We start from the raw sequence: 19,640 nt of genomic DNA on the forward strand, positions 1-19,640 counted from the left end.
TTCGGCCGGTTTTTTTTCGTCGTCGGCTCAAGCGTCCGGCCAGGGCGTCAGGATCTCGAATCCGTTCTTCGTGACCGCCACCATGTGTTCCCACTGGGCCGAGAGCGAACCGTCGGCGGTGACCACGGTCCAGCCGTCCTCGAGCTGGTCGACGTCGGCGCCGCCCAGGTTGATCATCGGTTCCACCGTGAACACCATGCCCTCCTTGAGCAGCAGGCCGGTGTTCGGGCGGCCGTAGTGCAGCACCTGCGGGTCTTCGTGGTAGACCCGGCCGATGCCGTGGCCGCAGTACTCGCGCACTACCGAGAAACCGGCGCCCTCGGCCAGCTTCTGGATCGCATGGCCAACGTCGCCCAGGCGCGCGCCGGGGGCCACCTTGCGGATGCCCGCCATCATGGCCTGGTAAGTGGTGTCCACCAGCTTCCTGGCCTGGGGGGAAGGCTCGCCGACGAAGTACATGCGGCTGGTGTCGCCATGCCAGCCGTCCCTGATCACGGTGACGTCGATATTGACGATGTCGCCTTCTTCCAGCACGTCCTTCTCGCTCGGAATGCCATGGCAGACCACGCCGTTGACCGAGGTGCACAGGGTCTTCGGAAAGCCGTGGTAGCCGACATTGGCCGGTGTCGCCTTTTGCACCTTGCGGATGTAGTCGTGGCAGCGGCGGTCGAGCTCCTCGGTGGAGACGCCGGGCACGACGTATTCCTTGATCATCGCCAGCACCTCGGCCGCCAGGCGGCCGGAGACGCGCATCTTGGCGATGTCCTTGTCGTTCTTGAGTTTGATTGCCATCGTGTTCTTGAATGTGGCGGCCGGGCTGGCCGCAAAGGGCTCATGATACCCGTGCCCCATGAAAAATGCCCGCCAGGCGGACCTGGCGGGCATCGGGCCGACTTCATGCGCGGGCCGTTGCCGACCCGGCGCATGTCGAAGGATTAGAACGACTGGTTGTAGCGGACGTAGATGAAGCGGTCCAGCAGCTGGTCGACGTCGACCGATGCAGCATCAGCCTGGGTGCTGTAAACGATACGCGGCTTCTTGTCGAAGGCGTTGTTCACGCCCAGCAGGATGCGGCCGTTCCACGAGGTCTTGTAGCCAACGCTCAGGTCATGGATGGTGACCGAGCCCAGCTTGTTGGCGCCGGTGCCGAAGGTGGTTTTGGCGTCAGGCTGGTTGCACTCGACGTCCACGTCCCAGCACTGGTCCTGCACCGGGCTGAAGTAACGGAAGCCCCAGCTGGCGCTCCAGTTGCCCATGTTCCAGTCGATGGTGTTGTTCGACTTCACGCGGTTGTAGAAGTACTCGCCGGCGTACTCGTTCCATTCCGAGTCCGAGCTGCTGCGGGTGCGGAACTTGTCGGTGTACGAGGTTTCGCTGCGCAGGCCGAACTGGCCGTAGGCGGTACGTGGGAAGCGGTAGTTGACTGCCAGGTCCAGGCCTTCGGTTTCCACTTCGCCCAGGTTGGCGTTGCCGCGTGCCAGCTGGTTGATCTGGCCGGTGATCGGGTCACGCTGGATCACGCTGCAGAAGTTGGCGTCGCCACCGATGAAGCACTGGTTGGCCACGTATTCCGCGCTGATCGCGGTGATACGGTTGGTGACCTTGATGTTGTACCAGTCCAGGCCGACGGTGAAGCCGCGCAGGAACGACGGGCTGTAGACGAAGCCGGCGGTCTTGGTGACCGCGGTTTCCGGCTGCAGGAAGCTGTTGCCGGCGCCCGAGTTGAAGGCGACCAGCGACTGGGTGCCGTTGGTGCTGGTGATCGGGGTGCCTGCCTGCAGCAGCTGGCGGTAGTTGGCCGGGGTGCCACGCACGCCGGCGAAGCCGCTGGCGCAACGTGCCGCCACTGCCGGATCACGCGATGCTTCGCCGAAGCGGGTGTCGCACGGATCCAGGAAGGTGTCGAAGGACTGCGAACCGCCGCCGGCCAGGTCGTCCAGGGTCGGTGCGCGGAAGCCTTCCGCCCAGGTACCGCGGATCAGCACGTCGTTGACCGGCTTGTACATGAAGCTGGCCTTGCTGTTGTTGGTCACGCCGAAGTTGCTGTAGTCCGAGTGGCGGGTCGCCAGGTTCAGGTTCAGCAGTTCAGCGAACGGCTTGTCCTTGAACACCGGGATGTTCACTTCAGCGTACGCCTCGCGCACGGTGTAGCGACCGTAGGTCGGCTGGCCCGACAGGTTGGTCGAGTAGCCCGACTGCGAGAACTGGTCAGGCACGTCCGAGCCCTTGACTTCACGGTGCTCGACGCCGACCGCGACGCCCAGGGCGCCGGCTGGCAGTTGGTACACTTCGCCGGCCAGGTTGGCGGTGGCGCTGTTGATGGTCGAACCGTAGGTCTTGGCGCCCGAGGTGTTGACGTAAGCCAGCGCTGCCGGGGTCGAAGCCGACGGGCCGCCCAGGATGTCGAACGGCACGCAGTCAGCCAGCGGGATCGGCGAAGCCGAGGTGCCGCACTGTACCTGGCCGGAAGCGTTCATGAACGACGGGCCCAGGGCGCGCTTCAGGTTGATCAGGTTGATGTTGCCGCTGTCGCGCGAGATGCCCGAGACCTTGTTGTGGTTGTAGCCGACGTCCCAGTTCCAGGCCAGGTCACGGAACATGAAGTCGCCTTCCAGAGCTGCATCGATGTGCAGGGTGCGGTTCTCGTTCTCGGTGATGCGCGGCAGTTCGATGGTGCGGCGGTAGAAGTACAGGTCCTGGCCATTGCCGGCGCCTGCAACGGCGTTGCCGTACGGGTTGAAGTAGTTGTCCTTGTCGATGTAGACCGGGTACTTCGCCTGGCTTGCCGATTGCAGCGGGTAGCCGGCGATCTGGCGGATCGACTCACGCTGCGAGTACATCGCGGTGGTCTTCAGGCGCATTTCCTTCGGCAGCGCGATCTCGCCCTTGACGAACAGGGTATCGAGCTTGTTCGGCGAGAGCAGGTCCATGTCCTGGCTCGAGTTGTACTTGTCCTCGTTGGCGCCGGCGTAGGTGTGGTAGCTGTTCGGGTCGCGCGAGTTGGCGCCGGTGCCCACGCCGTCATAGGTACCGGTGTGGTTCAGGATGCGGTTGAAGCCGGTCGGGCTGCGCGAGCCGCTTGCGGTCGGGGCGGTGAGCTGGCGGATACGGGCCCATGGCGAGGTGCCCAGGCCGTCGAACGGGTGGTCCGGACCGTAGGAGGTCGAGGTGATGTCGCGGGTCTGCGTGTCGACGCGGCCCTGCTCGGTGTGCGCCAGGCCGAACATCAGCGATGCGGTGTCGTTGCCGGCGCCGTAGGTCAGCGAGAAGTCCTTGTTGCGGCCGTCGCCTTCATCGTAGGCGCCGGTGTAGGCGGACAGCTGGCCGCCTTCCATGTTCTTCTTCAGGATGATGTTGACCACGCCTGCGATCGCGTCCGAACCGTAGATCGACGAAGCGCCATCCTTCAGGATTTCCATGCGCTCGATCATGGCCGACGGGATGGTCGACAGGTCGGTGAAACCGGCAACGGTCTGGGTCCAGCGCTTGCCGTCCACCAGCACCAGCAGGCGGTTCGAACCCAGGTTGCGCAGGCTGACGTACTGGCCGCCGGCTTCGGTGTTCGAGGTCAGCGAGCCCGAACGGCTGAAGTCAGGCGCGCCGGCCGACGACAGGTTGTTCAGGATGTCGCCGACGGTGACGAGGCCGGTTTTCTGGATCTGTTCCTGGTTCAGGATCTGGACCGGCTGGGCCGTTTCCAGATCAACCTGGCGAATACGGGAACCGGTGACTTCGACGCGCGCTGGCGCCGGCGAAGTTTCCTGGGCGATCGCGGCGGTCATGCTGAGGGTCATGCCGCCCAGGCAGATCGCGCGGACCGACCGGGACAAGATTTTTTCCATCATGTTGCAAAACTCCTTGGGTGAAAACGCGGCCATGCTGTCGTGAAGCACAGCCACAGGGAAGGTCTGTTGGACCACCTGAAAGTAGATAATTCTTTAACTAGGATTACTTTCAAGTCAGCAATAAGATCACCCGGCGTGCTTCACTGTCAACGGTGTTGGCGTAAATACTCCCTGAAATGTTGCTAAATTGTGTATTTACCTCGCACAATTGACTTCACTATTGACAGATACATATGGCTTGAATAAATGGAAAAAATCCCGCCCGGCTCGCGCCGGACGGGCTTTGTGCGCAATTAAATTGCGTCGATCCCGGTAATCAGTACATGATTTATTTTAGAAGTTCTGGGTGTAGCGCACGTAGAAGAAACGGTCGATCGGCAGATCGGCATCGATCGTCGTGGCCGACGATGCGCCGAGCAGGGTGAAGCGCGGTGCCTTGTCGAACACGTTGTTCACGCCGGCAAGGAGGGCGCCGTTCCATGCGAACTTGTAGCCGACGCTGATGTCGTGGTAGGTCAGCGACGGCAGGCGGTTGGCGCCCGCCGACGTGAAGCCGGCACGGATCGTCTGCGGCGCATTGCATTCCCAGCCGCGTGGAATGTTCAGGCACTGGTCGAGCACCGGGCTCAGGTAACGCATGCCCCAGGTCGCGCTCCAATTACCCAGGCTCCAGTTCCATGGCATGCTGCGTAACTCGAAACTGCCTTCGAGGGTGGCGTCGACGTGCAGGGTGCGGCTATTGTTGGTGGTTTCACGCGGCACCTCGATGGTGCGGCGGTAGAAGAACAGGTCCTGGCCCTTGCCGGCGCCGGCCACCTGGTTGCCATATGGATTGTAGTAGCTGTCCTTGTCGGCCTAGACCGGATACTTGCTTTGCGAGGTCGGCGACAGTGGGTAGGCGGCGGTGGTCGACACCCCCTTGCGCTGCGCAAACATGGCGGTCCTTACCAGGCGCATGTCGTAAGGAAGTTGCAGCTCGCCCTTGGTGAAAATGGTGTCGAGCTTGGACGGCATCGCGAATACCATCTGGTTGGTGGCGTTGAACAGGTCGGCCGTCACCGGGGTCAGGGCCGCCACGTCATGGTAATTCGCCGGCTTGCGCGAATCCTGGCCGAGGCCGTCACCGTCCTGGGCGCCGGTGTGGTTCAGGATCCTGTCGAAACCGGTCGGGCCGCCGCTGGCGCTGACCTGGCGGATACGTCCCCGCGGGCCGCCGATCAGGTTTTCGAGCGGGAAGTCGGGGCCGCGCGAGTATTTGGTGATCTCGCGGTCGCGCGCCCAGACCGCGCCCTGTTCGCTGTGCGACACGCCGAACATCAGGCCGGCGGTCTCGTTGCCTGCACCATAGCTCAGCGAGAAGTTAAGTTTCTGACCGAAAAGTCAATAGATGGTCCGGCGCAGGGTCGTCGTGCGCTGCAGGGGGAAATGCAAGGGAAGAGAGGGCATGCACCGGGCGGTGCATGCAGGCGGGATGGGTGGATCAGCTGCCGAAACAGGCTTGCCAGAGGCGCCGGACCGTGTCCGGATGCGTGCCCAGCAGTTGCGGCTCGACGCGCGCTTTTTCCTGTCCCTGCAGACGCACCTGGTGCTGCAGGCGGCGCATCGTGCGATAGGCGTCCGCCACCGCCGCCGCCATGCCGGTGTCGATCAGGCCGAGCTCGCCGCACAGCTTCAGGAGGGCGATATTGCCCGTGTTGATCGTCAGCCGCGGATGGATGGCGGCATGGCACAGCACCAGGTACTGGACGATGAACTCGATGTCGATCATTCCGCCTTCGTCCTGTTTCAGGTCGAAGAGTTCGCTGCGATTGACGTTGGCCTCGCGCATGCGCCGGCGCATGGCCAGCACTTCGTTCTTCAGTTCCGCTTCCCGATGGCTACGGTCCTGGCGCAGTACCTGCTCGCGGATGGCCTCGAAACGGGCGCCGATGGCGGCGTCGCCGGCGCAGAAGCGGGCCCGGGTCAGGGCCTGGTGCTCCCAGATCCAGGCGCTGGTCGTCTGGTAGCGTTCGAAGGCGGCGATGGTGGAGACCAGCATGCCGCTGGCCCCGTCCGGGCGCAGCGCGGTGTCGATGTCGAACAGGATTCCGGCTGCCGTGTGGGCGGTGTTCCAGGTGATGAAGCGCTGCGCCAGCTTGGCGTAGTTGGACGGCGCCATCTCGTCCTCGTCGTCGTACAGGAAGATGACGTCGAGGTCGGAGACGTAGCCGAGCTCCTTGCCGCCCAGCTTGCCGTAGGCGATGACGGCGAAGCGCGGTTCCTCGCGGTGGCGGCTGGCGATCGTGCGCCAGGCGTGGCGGATGGTGGCGCCGACAATGGTGTCGGCCAGCAGGGACACGTGGTCGGCCAGGCGCTCGACCGAGAGCTCGCCGGCCAGGTCCAGCGCCAGCAGCCGGAACAGCTGGGCATGGTGGGCTTCGCGCAGGATGTCGAGCTGGCGCTCGGTGTCGCCGGCGGCGGCCTGCAAGTGCTCGTCCAGTTCCGCGGCAAGCTGGGCCAGTTGCTCCGGACTGCCGGCCCCCTCGTTGCGGTCGTCGAGCAGCTCGTCGAGCAGGATCGGGTGCTGGGTCAGGAAGGTGGCGGCCCAGCCGCTGGCATTGATCATGCGGATCACGCGCTCGAGCGTGTGCGGATATTCGGTGAGCAGCGACAGGTAGGCCGAGCGGCGCGCGATCGCCTCGAAAAAGTCGAGCAGGCGCCCGAGCGTGGCGGCGCAACTGCCGACGCCGGCCTCGCGCACCACGGTCGCGATCTGGGCCAGGGCGGCGTCGCCCAGCGCCAGCAGCCTGGCGCGGCTGGCATCGGGCAGGCTGGACAGGCGCGGACCCTGCAGGGTCGCCACCAGGCGCGCCGCGGCCCCGGGTGGGTCGTCGTAGCCGAGTTCCGCCAGGCGGGCGCCGATCGCCTCGCGGTTATCCGGGTCGTCGCCCAGGGTGACCGTCTCCGGGGCCGGACTTTCGGCCTTGTCGGCAAAGATGGCGTCGAACTGGGCGGCAACGAACGCGCGTTGCTCCTCGAGGCGGGCGAGCAGGGTCGCCACGTCCGGCAGGCCCATCATGCGTGCCACCGCCAGCCGGTCTTCCTCGCTGGCCGGCAGGGTGTGGGTCTGGGCGTCATCCAGGTATTGCAGGCGGTGCTCCAGGTTGCGCAGGAAAGAGTAGGCATCGAGCAGGCGCGCTACCGTGTCCTGGGACAGCAGCTCGCGTTCGGCCAGCAGGCGCAAGGTAGCCCGGGTCGAGCGCTCGCGCAGCGCCGGATCGCGCCCGCCGCGGATCAGCTGGAACACCTGGGCCAGGAACTCGATCTCGCGGATCCCGCCGCGGCCCAGCTTGACGTTGTGGCTGCGTTCGGGGTGCAAGCGTTCCTGGCGCTTGACCTCGGCCCGGATCTGGGCGTGCATGTTGCGGATCGCGTCGATCACGCCGAAGTCGAGATAGCGCCGGAACACGAAAGGGCGCACGATCGCATCCAGGGCCGCGATGTCCTGCGGGTCGCCGGTGACCGCGCGCGCCTTGACCCAGGCATAACGCTCCCATTCCCGTCCCTGCACAATAAGGTATTCCTCGACCATGTTCAGGCTGGCCGCCAGCGGGCCCGAGTTGCCGTTGGGTCGAAGCGCCATGTCGACGCGGAAGGTGAAGCCGTCCTCGATGACTTCCGACATGGCGGCGATCAGGCGGCGGCCGAGGCGCACGAAGAATTCATGGTTGGACAACTGGCGCTGGCCGGGGGCGGCTGCGGTCTCGCCATCCTCCGGGTAGACGAAGATCAGGTCGATGTCCGACGAAACGTTCAGTTCGCCGCCGCCGCCCTTGCCCATGGACAGCACCATGAGCTGCTGGGGCCGTCCGGATTCCTCGCCCGTCGGCATGCCGTGGGCGGCGACCAGTTCCTCGCTGAGCGCCGCGACATGGGTCTGGATGGCGAAGTCGGCGAAGCGGGTCATGGTCGTGACCACCTCGTCGAGGTCGGCCAGGCCGTCCAGGTCGCGCCGGATGATGGCGCAGACCAGCAGGTTGCGCAGGCGGCGCATCGCTCGTGGAAGCGGCAGGGGAAGGGGCAGGCCAGGGTCCAGCTCGCGGGCCAGCAACGCGCCGAGGTCGGCGTCGGCCAGCGATAATCGGCTTAACTCGTCGAGCCGGGCCTGGCGCGCAGGATCGGCGCCGAGCCAGCGTTGCAGGAATCGCGATGGACACGCGGAATCTGGAGGAGAAGCGGCGGCCGGCGAACCGGATGCCAACGAAGGAAGAGTCATGGTGTCGATCCGGTGTGCGTTTTGCCGTCCGGCAGGCATTCCTACGGTAGAATTGCCCGCCGTGCTGGCTCAGGTCAGCACGATGGTAAGGTAGACGCCGCGACTGTTGCAAGCGATCTGTTATTAGAGAATCATTTTACGGCGAGCCTTTTTGAACACCTTGATGGACAACCGGGAACCGCAGGCGGCCGAGGGGCACCTGCCCTTGGCCGCGCGCTGGCGCCGGCTGCGGGCGGCCTATCGCTACGCCAACCTGGCGTCGCACCATTTCCTCGGCTTCGCCATCAAGCTGGTGCTGCTGCTGTATTTCGCACTGGCAGTGCTGTTCCTGCTGCTGCGCTACGCCATCCTGCCGAATATCGATCTCTATAAAGACGACATCGAAGCGGCCGCCGGGCGCGCGCTCGGCAACCGCGTCACGATCGCGCGCCTGGATACCTCCTGGCAAGGCATTCATCCGGTACTGACGCTGGGCGACGTACGCCTGATCGACCGCGCAGGGCGCCAGGCGCTGGCGCTGCCGCAGGTCGAGGCGGCGCTGTCCTGGTGGAGCCTGGCGGCCTTCGAGCCGCGCCTGCATGCGCTCGAGCTCAGCGGCCCGCAACTGGATGTGCGGCGCGGCAGGGACGGCGTGATTTCGGTGGCCGGCGTGCGGCTCGACCCCACTCAGCGCGACGACGGACGCGGCGCCGACTGGCTGCTGCGCCAGCGCGAGATCGTGATCCGCGGCGGCCGGGTCGCATGGACCGACGAACTGCGCGGCCGCCCGACCCTGGTCCTGACCGATGTCACCCTGGCGCTGCTCAACCGCTTCGGCGGAGGGCACCGTTTCGCGCTGCGCGCCACCCCGCCGCGCGCGCTCGGCCAGCCGCTCGACGTGCGCGCGCGCTTTCGCCACCGCTTCGGCGCCCGGCCCTCGGACCTGAAGCGCTGGAAGGGCGAACTGTATGCCGACCTGCGCGGCGCCGACCTGGTGGGCTGGAAGCAGTACATCGACTTGCCCTTCCAGATCGCCAGCGGGCGCGGTTCGGTGCGGGCCTGGCTGAACGTCGACCAGGCCAGGGTGGCGGGCTTCACCGCCGACCTGGCGCTGGCCGAGGTCAACGCGCGTCTCGGCGCCACCCTGGCGCCGCTCGAGCTGGCACGGGTATCGGGACGCCTGGCCGCGCGCGAAGAAGTGCTGCCGGGTAAGGACGAGGGCAAGCCGACCTTCGGCGCCCACGGCCATACGGTCAGCCTGACCGACTTCTCGGTGACCACCCGCGACGGCCGCGCGCTGCCGCCGGCCACGCTCGAGCAGCGCTGGCTGCCGGCGCGCGCGGGCAAACCCGAGCAGGGCGAGCTGAGCGCACGCCAGCTCGACGTCGGCGCGCTGGCGGCGCTGGCCGGCTACCTGCCGCTGCCGCCGCAACAGCGCCAGATGCTGCTCGACTACGCGCCGCGTGGCCGCCTGCTCGATGTCGCCGCCGAGTGGGAAGGGCGTTATCCGGCGCTGCGCGGTTTCCGCCTGCGCGGCGAGGTCGCCGGTCTCTCGATCAATGCCCAGCCGGCGCGCCCCGGCCGTCCCGCCACGCCCGGCTTCGAGAACCTGAGCGGCAGCATCGACGCCAGCCAGAACGGCGGTAGCGTGACGGTCGATTCGACCGGGCTGGTGCTCCACATGCCGGCCTGGTTCGCCGAGCCGGCCCTGCCGCTCGACCGCCTCGACCTGAAGGCGCGCTGGACCTACGATCCGGGGCGCCAGCTGCTGGTGGAGGTCGAGCGCCTGGCCTTCGCGCAGGGCGCGCTTACCGGCGCGCTGTCGGGCCGCCACAGCTTGCCGCTGCTGCCGGAAGGCGGCGTGGCGGGCCGGGGCAGCGCCGACATCACGGCGACGCTCGACGGCTTCGCGATCGGCAACATCGGGCGCTTCCTGCCGCTGGCCACGCCCGAGCACCTGGCGCACTGGCTGACCGGGGCGCTGCAGGGCGGCAGCCTGCGCGACGCCCGCCTGCGCCTGCGCGGCGACCTGGCCGATTTCCCTTTCCGTACCACTGGCGGAGTCAATGCGGTGCTCGAACGTGCGCGCGGCGAGTTCCATGCCGGCGGCCGCCTCGAGAATGTGCGCCTGGAATATGCGCCGGGCCACCGCCATGCCGACGGCACCCCGCAGTGGCCGCTCGCCGAGAACATCAACGGCCGCATCGAGTTCGACCGCGCGCGCATGGAGATCCGCGGCGAGCGCTTGAACACCATGGGCGTGGCGCTGTCGAACGTGAAGGCGGTGATTCCCGACCTGGGCGCGCGCGAGAAGATGATGCTCGAGATCGACGGCAGCGCCGCCGCTCCGCTGCAGGAATTCCTGCGCTATGTGGCGGCCAGCCCGGTGCCGGACTGGATCGGCCACTTCACCGACGAGACCCGGGCCGGCGGCAATGCGCGCCTGGGCCTGCGCCTGCGCATGCCGCTGGCGCACCTGCCGGAGACCAAGGTACAGGGCAGCCTGCAATTGCTGGACAACGAGCTCAGCCTGTTCCCGGAGCTGCCGCCGCTGCAGGGCGCACAGGGCCGGATCGATTTCTGGGAGCGCGGCGTGGCGCTGAACGGGATCAGCGCCAGCTTCCTCGGCGGACCGCTGGCGCTGTCCGGCGGCACCCAGAAGGACGGCGGCATCGCGATCCGTCTCGGCGGCAACCTGTCCAGCGAGGGCATGCGCCGCACCGCGCCGGCGGCGGCGCTGGGGCGGCTGGCGGCGCGCCTGTCGGGCAGCACGCCCTACACCGGCAGCGTGGTGGTGCGCGAGGGGCGGCGCACCGTGACGCTCGAATCGAACCTGGCCGGCCTCGGGCTGGAGCTGCCGGCCCCGCTCAACAAGCCGCAGGCGGGCAGCCTGCCGCTACGCTTCGTGCTGGCCGGCGAACCGACCGTGAACGGCGTGGCGCGCGACGAGATCCGGATGACGCTGGGCGAGGGCGTGGCGGCGCGCTACCTGCGCGAAAAGCAGGGGCGCGGGCCCTGGACCGTGCTGCGCGGCGGCATCGGCGTGAATGTCCCGGCGCCGGAACCGGACGGCGGCATGATGATCAACGTAAACATGCGCGCGCTGAACGCCGACGGCTGGATCGCGGCCGCCAGGGCGATTGCGGGTGAGGGTGGCGATCAGGTCGCCACCGGCGGCGGCGCCGGCGGCAGCGCGGCCGGCTTCACGCAGTACGTGATGCCGACCGTGATCGCCGGCCGCGTGGGCGAGCTGACCATCGGCGAGCGGCGCCTGGCCGACGTGGTGCTGGGCGCCACCCACCTGAAGGACACCTGGCAGGCCAACCTGCATTCGCGCCATGCGAGCGGCTACCTGACCTGGGCGGAATCGGGTGGCGGCGCCGGCAGCGGCCAGGCTGCTGTCCAGGGGGTAGGCAAGGTCACGGCGCGCCTGGCCACGCTGGTGATCCCCGAGTCGAGCGAGGCCGAGGTGAAGAACCTGCTGGAATCGAACCGCGGCGCCAGCGCCACCATCCCCTCGCTCGATATCGTGGCCGAGCAGTTCCAGCTGTTCAACAAACGCCTGGGCCGCCTCGAGTTGCAGGCCAGTAACGTGCAGGCCCTGGCCGGGCGCGAGTGGCGCATCAACCGGCTCAGCCTCGACAATCCGGACGGCCAGTTGAAGGCCAACGGGCGCTGGCTGACCAAGGATGGACGCAGCAACACCAGCCTGAATTTCAACCTCGACATCATCGATGCCGGCAAGCTGCTGGACCGCCTCGGTTTCCCCGAAACCCTGCGCCGCGGCAAGGGCAAGATGTCGGGTGATGTTTCCTGGAGCGGGTTGCCGTATGCGCTGGACATCCCGAGCCTGTCCGGCCAGATCGAAATGAACGTGGAGTCGGGCCAGTTCCTGAAACAGGACCCGGGCGCGGCCAAGCTGCTCGGCGTGCTGAGCCTGCAGGCTTTGCCGCGCCTGCTCAAGCTCGACTTCCACGACGTGTTCTCGGAGGGGCTGGCCTTCGACGGCATCAGCGCCAACGCCCTGATCCAACGCGGCGTGCTACGCACCGACAACCTCAAGATGCACGGGGTGGCGGCGACGATCCTGATGGACGGCAGCGCCGACATCGCCAACGAGACCACCGACCTGCGCGTGGTGGTGATCCCGGAATTCAATCTCGGCACCGGGCCGCTGGTGTACGGCCTGGCGGTGAACCCGATCATCGGCATCGGCAGTTACCTGGCCCAGCTGTTCCTGCGGGCGCCGGTGATGAAGGCGCTCACCTACCAGATGCGGATCTCGGGGCCGTGGAAATCCCCGACCATCATCAAGATCGACAATCCCGCGCCGCCGCCGGCCCCTGCCGCCAGGCGCCCGAATGCTCAGAAGGAGTGACAGGACATGACCAAGGTAGCCGCAGTGCAGATGGTGTCCACCCCGCGGGTGGAAGACAACCTGGCGAGCGCGCGCCGGCTGGTGGCGCAGGCTGCGATCGATGGCGCGCAGCTGGTGGCGCTGCCGGAATACTGGCCGATCATGGGCATGAGCGACGGCGACAAGGTGGCGCATGCCGAACGCGAGGGCGCCGGCCCGATCCAGGACTGCATGGCGCAACTGGCGCGCGAACACGGCATCTGGCTGGTGGGCGGCACCCTGCCGCTGGTGTCGGACGACGCCGGCAAGGTGCTCAACACCACCCTGGTCTACGACCCGCAGGGCGAGAAGCTCAGCCGCTACGACAAGATCCACCTGTTCGGCTTCAACAAGGGCAGCGAGTCGTATGACGAGGCACGCACCATCGTGCCCGGCCAGGCCGTGGGCGCGTTCGATGCGCCCTTCGGCCGTGTCGGCCTGTCGGTGTGCTACGACCTGCGCTTCCCGGAACTGTTCCGTGCGATGGGCGAGTGCGCGCTGATCGTCGTGCCGGCCGCCTTCACCCACACCACTGGCCTGGCGCATTGGGAAGTGCTGCTGCGCGCCCGCGCGATCGAAAACCAGTGCTACGTGCTGGCGTCGGCCCAGGGCGGTACCCACGTCAACGGTCGCCGCACCTTCGGCCACAGCATGCTGGTCGACCCCTGGGGCGAGGTGAAGGCGGTCTTGCGCGAAGGCGAGGGCGTCGTCACGGGCACGCTCGACGAAGCTTTCCTGGCGAGCGTGCGCGAGAGCCTGCCGGCGCTGAAGCACCGCAGGCTGTAGGCGCCGCCCGCCGGCGCGAAAACTCGGATTCATGCCGCGAATTCATGTTGACCTCTTGCCGCATGCAGCCGTGTCGGTGGCCTCGCCGTGTCCCCTGGCTCCGGTCCGATACGATGCGGCGGGATATGGCACAATGGGCACAATGGCTTTTCCATACGAACGACCGAAAGCAAAATGAAACCATTCGAACCGAACCTTTCCTCCCTGGCTGTCGCACGCGACGTGCTGCTGACGCCATTCGGCCTCGACGAGGGCAAGCTGCTGAGCGCGCTGGGCTCGATGTTCACGCACAAGGTCGATTACGCCGACCTGTATTTCCAGTTCACCAAGAGCGAAGGCTGGAGCCTGGAAGAGGGCATCGTCAAGACCGGCAGCTTCTCGATCGACCAGGGCGTCGGCGTGCGTGCCGTGTCGGGCGAGCGCACGGCCTTTTCGTACTCCGACGATATTTCCGAAGCGGCGCTGCTGGACGCGGCGGCCGCCACCCGCACCATCGCCCGCGCCGGCAGCGGCAAGGTCAAGATCGCCACCGCAGCGCGCCCCACGGGCGGCCGTTCGCTCTACCTGCCGCACGATCCGCTCGCCTCGCTCGACGCGACCGCCAAGGTGAAGCTGCTGGAGCGGGTCGAGAAGATGGCGCGCGCCAAGGATCCGCGCGTGGTGCAGGTGATGGCAGGCCTGGCCGGCGAATACGACGTGGTGCTGGTGGTGCGCAGCGACGGCGTGCTGGCGGCCGACATCCGTCCGCTGGTGCGCGTGTCCGTCACCGTCATCGCCGAGCAGAATGGCCGCCGTGAAGTCGGCTCGGCCGGCGGCGGCGGCCGTTACGACTACGGCTACTTCAGCGACGAACTGCTCGACAAGTACGCGACCGAGGCGGTGAAGTCGGCCTGCGTCAACCTGGAAGCGCGTCCGGCGCCGGCCGGCCCGATGACCATCGTGCTCGGCCCGGGCTGGCCCGGCGTGCTGCTGCACGAGGCGGTGGGCCACGGCCTGGAAGGCGACTTCAACCGCAAGGGTTCCTCGGCCTACGCCGGCCGGATCGGCGAACGCGTGGCGGCCAAGGGCGTCACCGTGGTCGACGACGGCACCCTGCAGGACCGCCGCGGCTCGCTCAACATGGACGACGAGGGCAATCCGACCCAGTGCACCACCCTGATCGAGGATGGCATCCTGAAGGGCTACATCCAGGACACGATGAACGCGCGCCTGATGAAGATGCCGGTCACCGGCAACGCCCGCCGCGAGTCGTTTGCGCACCTGCCGATGCCGCGCATGACCAACACCTACATGCTGGCCGGCGACAAGGATCCGGAAGAAATCCTGGCATCCGTGAAGAACGGCCTGTACGCGGTCAATTTCGGCGGCGGCCAGGTCGACATCACCAACGGCAAGTTCGTGTTCTCGGCCAGCGAGGCCTACATGATCGAGAACGGCAAGATCAGCTATCCGGTCAAGGGCGCAACCCTGATCGGCAACGGCCCCGAAGTGATGAACAACATCTCGATGATCGGCAATGACATGCGCCTCGATTCGGGCGTCGGCGTGTGCGGCAAGGAAGGCCAGAGCGTTCCGGTCGGCGTCGGCCAGCCGACCCTGCGCATCGACGGCGTGACGGTCGGCGGTACGGCCTGAGCGGCGCCCCGGCCAGGCGGCACTGAGCACCGGCCCGCCGCAGGCCACATGATCCAGCAACGCCCGGCTTCGCCGGGCGTTGCCGTTTCTGGCTGCACTCAGAAGGTATAGCGTGCCCCCAGGGTAGCGAAGCGGCCGATCGCGCCGTAGTAGTCGAGCGGGTTGTACGACACCGCGCCATAGGTCAGCGGATCGAGCGGCGCCTTCTTGTCGAACAGGTTCTGGATCGAACCGAAGACCTCCCAGCGCTGCTGCGGCTTCCAGCGGAACACCAGGTCGACGGTCGTGAACGAGGCCAGTTCGCAATCGGTCGGTGCGTCGTTACCGTTGGCGAAATGGGTGGCGCAGCCGTCCGGATCGTCCTTGAAGAGCGTGTTGTCGATGGGGCCGCGGTAGTTCGCGTTGAGCGACACGCGCCAGTTGCTGCGTTCCCAGGTGGCGCGCAGGTTGAGCTTGTGGTCGGGCGTGCCGACGCAGTTGGTCACGTCGCAGTTGCCGTGGGTGCCGGCGTAGTCGCGCGTGGTGCCGTCCTGCTCGGTGCGCTCCCACTTGTCGAGGTAGGTGTACTTGGCGTCGAACACCAGGTTGCCATAGCCGCTCGGCAGCGCGAAGCTCTGGCGCGCGTCGAGGTCGATGCCGCGCACCTTGGTGCTGGCCGAGTTGACGTAGCGTGCCAGCACCGCGGTGATGGCGCCTGGATCGCCCGGGATGGTCGGCACCGCGGTGCTCGGGTCGCGGGACACGCTGCCGGCGGCGATGGCGGCGTCGATCTGCTCCTGGTTGATCTCGTTCTTGCGCTTGATCTGCCAGAAGTCGAGCGAAACGCTGGTGCGCGGCAGCGGATCCCAGATCAGGCCGACGTTCCAGCTCTTCGAGCGTTCCGGGCTGAGTGCCTGGTTGGGCGAGGTAATGATGGCGATCGAGGCCGGGTTGCAGGCGGCCGCGACGCCAAGCGCGCAACGCAGCGGGTCGTCGGCGGTGGAGAAGGCGGCCAGGCCGCCGACGCCGTTCTCCGCGGGGCTGGGCGCGCGGAAGCCGCGTGCCCAGGTCGCGCGCAGGGCGAAGTTGCGCGCCGGCGTCCACTTGACGCCGGCCTTCGGCGTCCAGGCATCGCCGACGTCGGTGAAGTGGTCGTAGCGCATCGCGCCGGTCAGCTCGACGCCCTGCCACACCGGCGCCAGCACTTCGCCGTACAGCGCGGTCACGTTGCGCTGGCCGTCGTAGGCGGAATAGCCGAGGCCGATGATGTTGCCGCGCTCGGTGCCGGAGGTCGGCTCCAGTTCGGAGGACTCGTGGCGGAACTCGGCGCCGACCGCCACCCCGAGCGGCCCGCCGGGCAGCTTGCCGAACTCGCGCGTGGCCTTGAAGTCGATCTGCGCGATCTCGGTATGGGCGTCGTTGCTGATCGTCGGCGACAGCGCGGCGTACACCGCCGGCGAATTCAGGCCGGCATTCTCGGCGATCCGCCAGACGGTGCCGACCGGCAGGGCGCGGTAGGCCGGGTTGTTGGCGATCGCCGCGGCGATATTGGCCGGGCTCGGATCGAGCAGGGCGAAGGTGGCGTCGCGCGCCAGGTAGCCGGTGCGCTCGTTGTCCACCTTGCTGCGCGAATACAGCAGCGAGCTGTCCCACTCCCAGTCGTAGCTGGTGCCCTTGATGCCGACCAGGGCGCGCGTGAAATAGGACTCGATGTCCGAGCGGCGCGGCCCGACGTCGGCCGCCAGGTAGCGCAGGCGTGCGGCGGTGCCGAAGTAGGGGTTGTCGGGATGGGTGGCGCCCAGTTGGACCCCGGCATTGCTGACCGGGCCTCCGGGGTAGCCGACCGAGGAGCTGATCGCGGACGGCGTGGCCGAGGACTGGGTCAGGTTGCTGTACAGGTTGAGCTCGGCATACGCCTCGAGGCCCGGACGCACCATGGCGGTGCCGCGCCCGAACAGGGACAGGTATTCGGTCTGGGGCTGGATCTGGCTGTACTGGAAGGCCGCGTCGATCAGGCAGCCGCCGCCGGGGTCGCCCTGCGGATGGTTGGTGAAGTTGCCGCAGGCGGCGTTCGGGAACTGGCGGGTGAAGCCGGCGCCGGCCAGGTTGCCGCGGTTGTAGTAGTCGAAGGTGGTCGGGTTGCGCACGTTGCCGTTGATCGCATTGCCGGACGCGTTGTTGCCGGTGATGGCGCCGGTGCCGCCCAGTGCTTCCTGGGCCGAGAAGCCCCATGGACGCAGGTCGGCCTTGCCGATATAGTCGCGGTTGCCGCGCTCGCGGTTGAAGATTTCGTCGGTCCGCTTGTATTCGAAGGTCAGCAGCATGTTGTAGCGGTCGGTGTCGATGTCGCCCTTGCCCCAGGTGAGCGCGGCGTTGTAGTGCTGGCCGTCGCCCCCCTCGGCGGTGCCGACCATGGCGCGCGCCGTTGTGCCCTGGAAGTCGCGCCGCAGGATGATGTTGACGACGCCGGCGATCGCATCGGAGCCATAGATGGCCGAGGCGCCGTCTTTCAGGATCTCGACCCGCTCGACCGCGTCGGTGGGAATGACGTTGAGGTCGGCAAATACCTTTTGACCGTCGTCGGCCAGGCCATACGGCGCCATGCGGCGGCCGTTGAGCAGCACCAGGGTCGAGGCGGTGCCGAGGCCGCGCAGCGAGATCCCGGAGGCGCCGGCGGCGAAGCCGCTGCCGAAGTTGACCGGCACCGAGCCCTGATTGTCGACGGCGAGCGTCTGCAGCAGTTCGGCGACGCTGTTCTTGCCGGAGCGTTCGATGTCGGCGCGGTTCACCGTCAGCACCGAGGAGGCGGTCTCGGCCTCGGCGCGGCGGATGTTCGAACCGGTGATTTCGACGCGTGCGACGGGTTTTGGCGCAACCTCCTGTGCCTTCAGCAGGGAGGGCGCCGCCATCAGCGTGACGCCGACCGACATACAGCTGACCGACATACAGCTGACCGACATAAGGCCGACGGCACCGCCGCCGGCGAAGATGCGCCGCAGGGCGCGCGAGAGCAGGGTTTCAGTCATGTCCGGACTCCAGTGATTGGGTTTGTTCCCGCTGCCCGCGTTTTATTGACGACAATCAAATGCTTAAAAGACTTTTCTTGCGAGAACGCAATAAGAACGCGGAGCAGTCGGGGGCTCGTAGCAACTTTTGCATTGCTGGATGAACATCGACTGATCCCGGTCAAGGTGTGTGAAAAGGTAGGGAACAGCTGTGGGGTTCCCGCAACCGCTTGCCAAATCCTGTCGTGGCAACCCGCGTGGCAAGCATCGCGGACCGTGGACGGCATGCATTGGCGGGGCCTGAAAAAGGCTTGCCAACTGTTACACAATGGCGTTATAGTCAAGCGAACAAGGTCTCCAGATCATTCCGGACTTCTCATGCGCCAGCACGTTTTCTTTACCTGCTATTTTTACTTTAGCCATTCCAGCCCCTTGGCGGTGGAGTAGCGGCAGGTTCACGCGAGATTCAGGAACAGTCCGACGCAAATCCAGACAAACCGCCAGCGATGGCGGTTTTTTCTTTTCCAGCACAGCCAAACCCAACACGGAGTACAGCATGCCTCGCACCGACGATTTACGCATTCGCGAAATGAAGGAACTGACGCCGCCCGCGCACCTGATCCGCGAGTTCCCGGTCACCCCGGCGGCGGAGCAGACCGCAGCCAGCGCGCGCGTGGCGCTGCACCGCATCCTGCACGGCCAGGACGATCGCGTGATGGTGGTGGTCGGCCCGTGCTCGATCCACGATCCGAAGGCCGCGCTCGAGTATGCGCACCGCCTGGCGCCGCTGCGCCAGCGTTTTGCCGGCGAGCTCGAGATCGTGATGCGCGTGTACTTCGAGAAACCGCGCACCACGGTCGGCTGGAAAGGCATGATCAACGACCCGTACATGGACAACAGCTTCCGGATCAACGACGGCCTGCGCATGGCGCGCGAGCTGCTGCGCGACATCAATGCGCTGGGCCTGCCGGCCGGCACCGAATTCCTGGACGTGATCAGCCCGCAGTACATCGCCGACCTGATCAGCTGGGGCGCGATCGGCGCCAGGACCACCGAATCGCAGGTGCACCGCGAGCTGGCATCCGGACTATCCTGTCCGGTCGGCTTCAAGAACGGTACCGACGGCAACATCAAGATCGCCGCCGACGCGATCAAGGCGGCCTCGCAGCCGCACCACTTCCTGTCGGTGACCAAGGGCGGGCATTCGGCGATCGTGTCGACCGCCGGCAACGAGGACTGCCACATCATCCTGCGCGGCGGCAAGACGCCGAACTACGACGCGGCCAGCGTGGAAGAAGCCTGCCGCCAGCTGGCGGCCAACGGCCTGGCCGGGCGCCTGATGATCGACGCCTCGCACGCCAACAGCAGCAAGAATCCGCAGAACCAGGTGCCGGTGTGCGCCGACATCGCCGCCCAGATCGCGGCCGGCGACGACCGTATCGTCGGGGTGATGATCGAATCGCACCTGGTGGGCGGGAGGCAGGACCTGGTGCCGGGCAAGGAGCTGACCTACGGCCAGTCGGTGACGGACGGCTGCATCGACTGGGAGACCAGCATCGGCGTGCTGGAAGGGCTGGCGCAGGCGGTCAAGCAGAGGCGGGTGCGGCCGGAATAAGGTCCGAAAAAAAACGGCGCACCGGGGTGCGCCGTTTTCACGTGGTGCGCCCAGCATGGGCGCACTCCTGCGGGTGAAAGTCCTGCCGCGAGCTGACCACAGTGAGCGAAGTGAAGCGCAACTGCATGAGGGTAACCGAGTGTGG

The 19,640-nt window shown here is 66.9% G+C and carries 11 protein-coding genes; 4 read left to right on the top strand and 7 right to left on the bottom strand.

Going from position 1 to position 19,640, the window contains the following annotated elements; translation table 11 throughout:
* Positions 1-27: 27 nt before the first annotated feature.
* From map to glnE, 5 genes are all read right to left on the bottom strand, one after another.
* A complete protein-coding gene (gene map / locus IM543_06660; GenBank protein ID QOY95533.1) occupies positions 28-792 on the bottom strand; it encodes a type I methionyl aminopeptidase in 765 nt (254 codons plus the stop codon).
* Positions 793-935: 143 nt separating this feature from the next.
* Positions 936-3,845, bottom strand: coding sequence for a TonB-dependent receptor (locus IM543_06665; GenBank protein QOY95534.1), 2,910 nt, complete (start codon positions 3,843-3,845; stop codon positions 936-938).
* A 333-nt stretch (positions 3,846-4,178) separates the two neighbouring features.
* Positions 4,179-4,661, bottom strand: a complete 483-nt coding sequence (locus IM543_06670) for a TonB-dependent receptor (GenBank protein ID QOY95535.1) — start codon at positions 4,659-4,661, stop codon at positions 4,179-4,181.
* Positions 4,662-4,700: 39 nt separating this feature from the next.
* Positions 4,701-5,162: a hypothetical protein gene (locus IM543_06675; GenBank protein ID QOY95536.1), complete on the bottom strand. Its 462-nt coding sequence runs from the start codon at positions 5,160-5,162 to the stop codon at positions 4,701-4,703.
* A 163-nt stretch (positions 5,163-5,325) separates the two neighbouring features.
* Positions 5,326-8,100 carry a bifunctional [glutamate--ammonia ligase]-adenylyl-L-tyrosine phosphorylase/[glutamate--ammonia-ligase] adenylyltransferase gene (gene glnE, locus IM543_06680; GenBank protein ID QOY95537.1) on the bottom strand — a complete coding sequence of 925 codons (2,775 nt, stop codon included), beginning with the start codon at positions 8,098-8,100 and terminating at the stop codon, positions 5,326-5,328.
* Positions 8,101-8,263: 163 nt separating this feature from the next.
* Here glnE and IM543_06685 point away from each other — a divergent pair, with 163 nt between their 5' ends.
* The 3 genes from IM543_06685 to tldD all read left to right on the top strand — a co-directional run bounded on the left by IM543_06685 (position 8,264) and on the right by tldD (position 14,896).
* Positions 8,264-12,457 (top strand): TIGR02099 family protein, encoded by a 4,194-nt coding sequence (locus IM543_06685; GenBank protein ID QOY95538.1) that lies wholly within the window; start codon positions 8,264-8,266, stop codon positions 12,455-12,457.
* A 6-nt stretch (positions 12,458-12,463) separates the two neighbouring features.
* Entirely contained in the window at positions 12,464-13,261 is a 798-nt protein-coding gene (locus tag IM543_06690) for a carbon-nitrogen hydrolase family protein (GenBank protein ID QOY95539.1), read from the top strand.
* A 174-nt stretch (positions 13,262-13,435) separates the two neighbouring features.
* The gene (gene tldD / locus IM543_06695; protein QOY95540.1) at positions 13,436-14,896 is read left to right on the top strand and encodes a metalloprotease TldD; all 1,461 of its coding nucleotides are present in this window, start codon (positions 13,436-13,438) and stop codon (positions 14,894-14,896) included.
* A 98-nt stretch (positions 14,897-14,994) separates the two neighbouring features.
* Here tldD and IM543_06700 read toward each other — a convergent pair whose 3' ends face one another.
* Positions 14,995-17,901 (bottom strand): TonB-dependent receptor, encoded by a 2,907-nt coding sequence (locus IM543_06700; GenBank protein ID QOY95541.1) that lies wholly within the window; start codon positions 17,899-17,901, stop codon positions 14,995-14,997.
* Between the two features lie 300 nt (positions 17,902-18,201).
* On the bottom strand, positions 18,202-18,438 hold the full coding sequence (locus IM543_06705) for a hypothetical protein (GenBank protein ID QOY95542.1): 237 nt from the start codon (positions 18,436-18,438) through the stop codon (positions 18,202-18,204).
* Here IM543_06705 and aroG point away from each other — a divergent pair.
* Positions 18,437-19,495, top strand: coding sequence for a 3-deoxy-7-phosphoheptulonate synthase AroG (aroG, locus tag IM543_06710; protein QOY95543.1), 1,059 nt, complete (start codon positions 18,437-18,439; stop codon positions 19,493-19,495). The genes IM543_06705 and aroG overlap by 2 nt on opposite strands.
* Positions 19,496-19,640: the final 145 nt, after the last annotated feature.

Source organism: Massilia sp. UMI-21 (assembly GCA_015277795.1).
Lineage (GTDB): Bacteria > Pseudomonadota > Gammaproteobacteria > Burkholderiales > Burkholderiaceae_D > Telluria.

Coding starts and splice junctions, on each gene's coding strand:
- map (QOY95533.1), bottom strand. CDS start 792: ATGGCAATCAAACTCAAGAACGACAAGGACATCGCCAAGATGCGCGTC.
- IM543_06665 (QOY95534.1), bottom strand. CDS start 3,845: ATGATGGAAAAAATCTTGTCCCGGTCGGTCCGCGCGATCTGCCTGGGC.
- IM543_06675 (QOY95536.1), bottom strand. CDS start 5,162: ATGTTCGGCGTGTCGCACAGCGAACAGGGCGCGGTCTGGGCGCGCGAC.
- glnE (QOY95537.1), bottom strand. CDS start 8,100: ATGACTCTTCCTTCGTTGGCATCCGGTTCGCCGGCCGCCGCTTCTCCT.
- IM543_06685 (QOY95538.1), top strand. CDS start 8,264: ATGGACAACCGGGAACCGCAGGCGGCCGAGGGGCACCTGCCCTTGGCC.
- IM543_06690 (QOY95539.1), top strand. CDS start 12,464: ATGACCAAGGTAGCCGCAGTGCAGATGGTGTCCACCCCGCGGGTGGAA.
- tldD (QOY95540.1), top strand. CDS start 13,436: ATGAAACCATTCGAACCGAACCTTTCCTCCCTGGCTGTCGCACGCGAC.
- IM543_06700 (QOY95541.1), bottom strand. CDS start 17,901: ATGACTGAAACCCTGCTCTCGCGCGCCCTGCGGCGCATCTTCGCCGGC.
- aroG (QOY95543.1), top strand. CDS start 18,437: ATGCCTCGCACCGACGATTTACGCATTCGCGAAATGAAGGAACTGACG.
- IM543_06705 (QOY95542.1), bottom strand. CDS start 18,438: ATGCTGTACTCCGTGTTGGGTTTGGCTGTGCTGGAAAAGAAAAAACCG.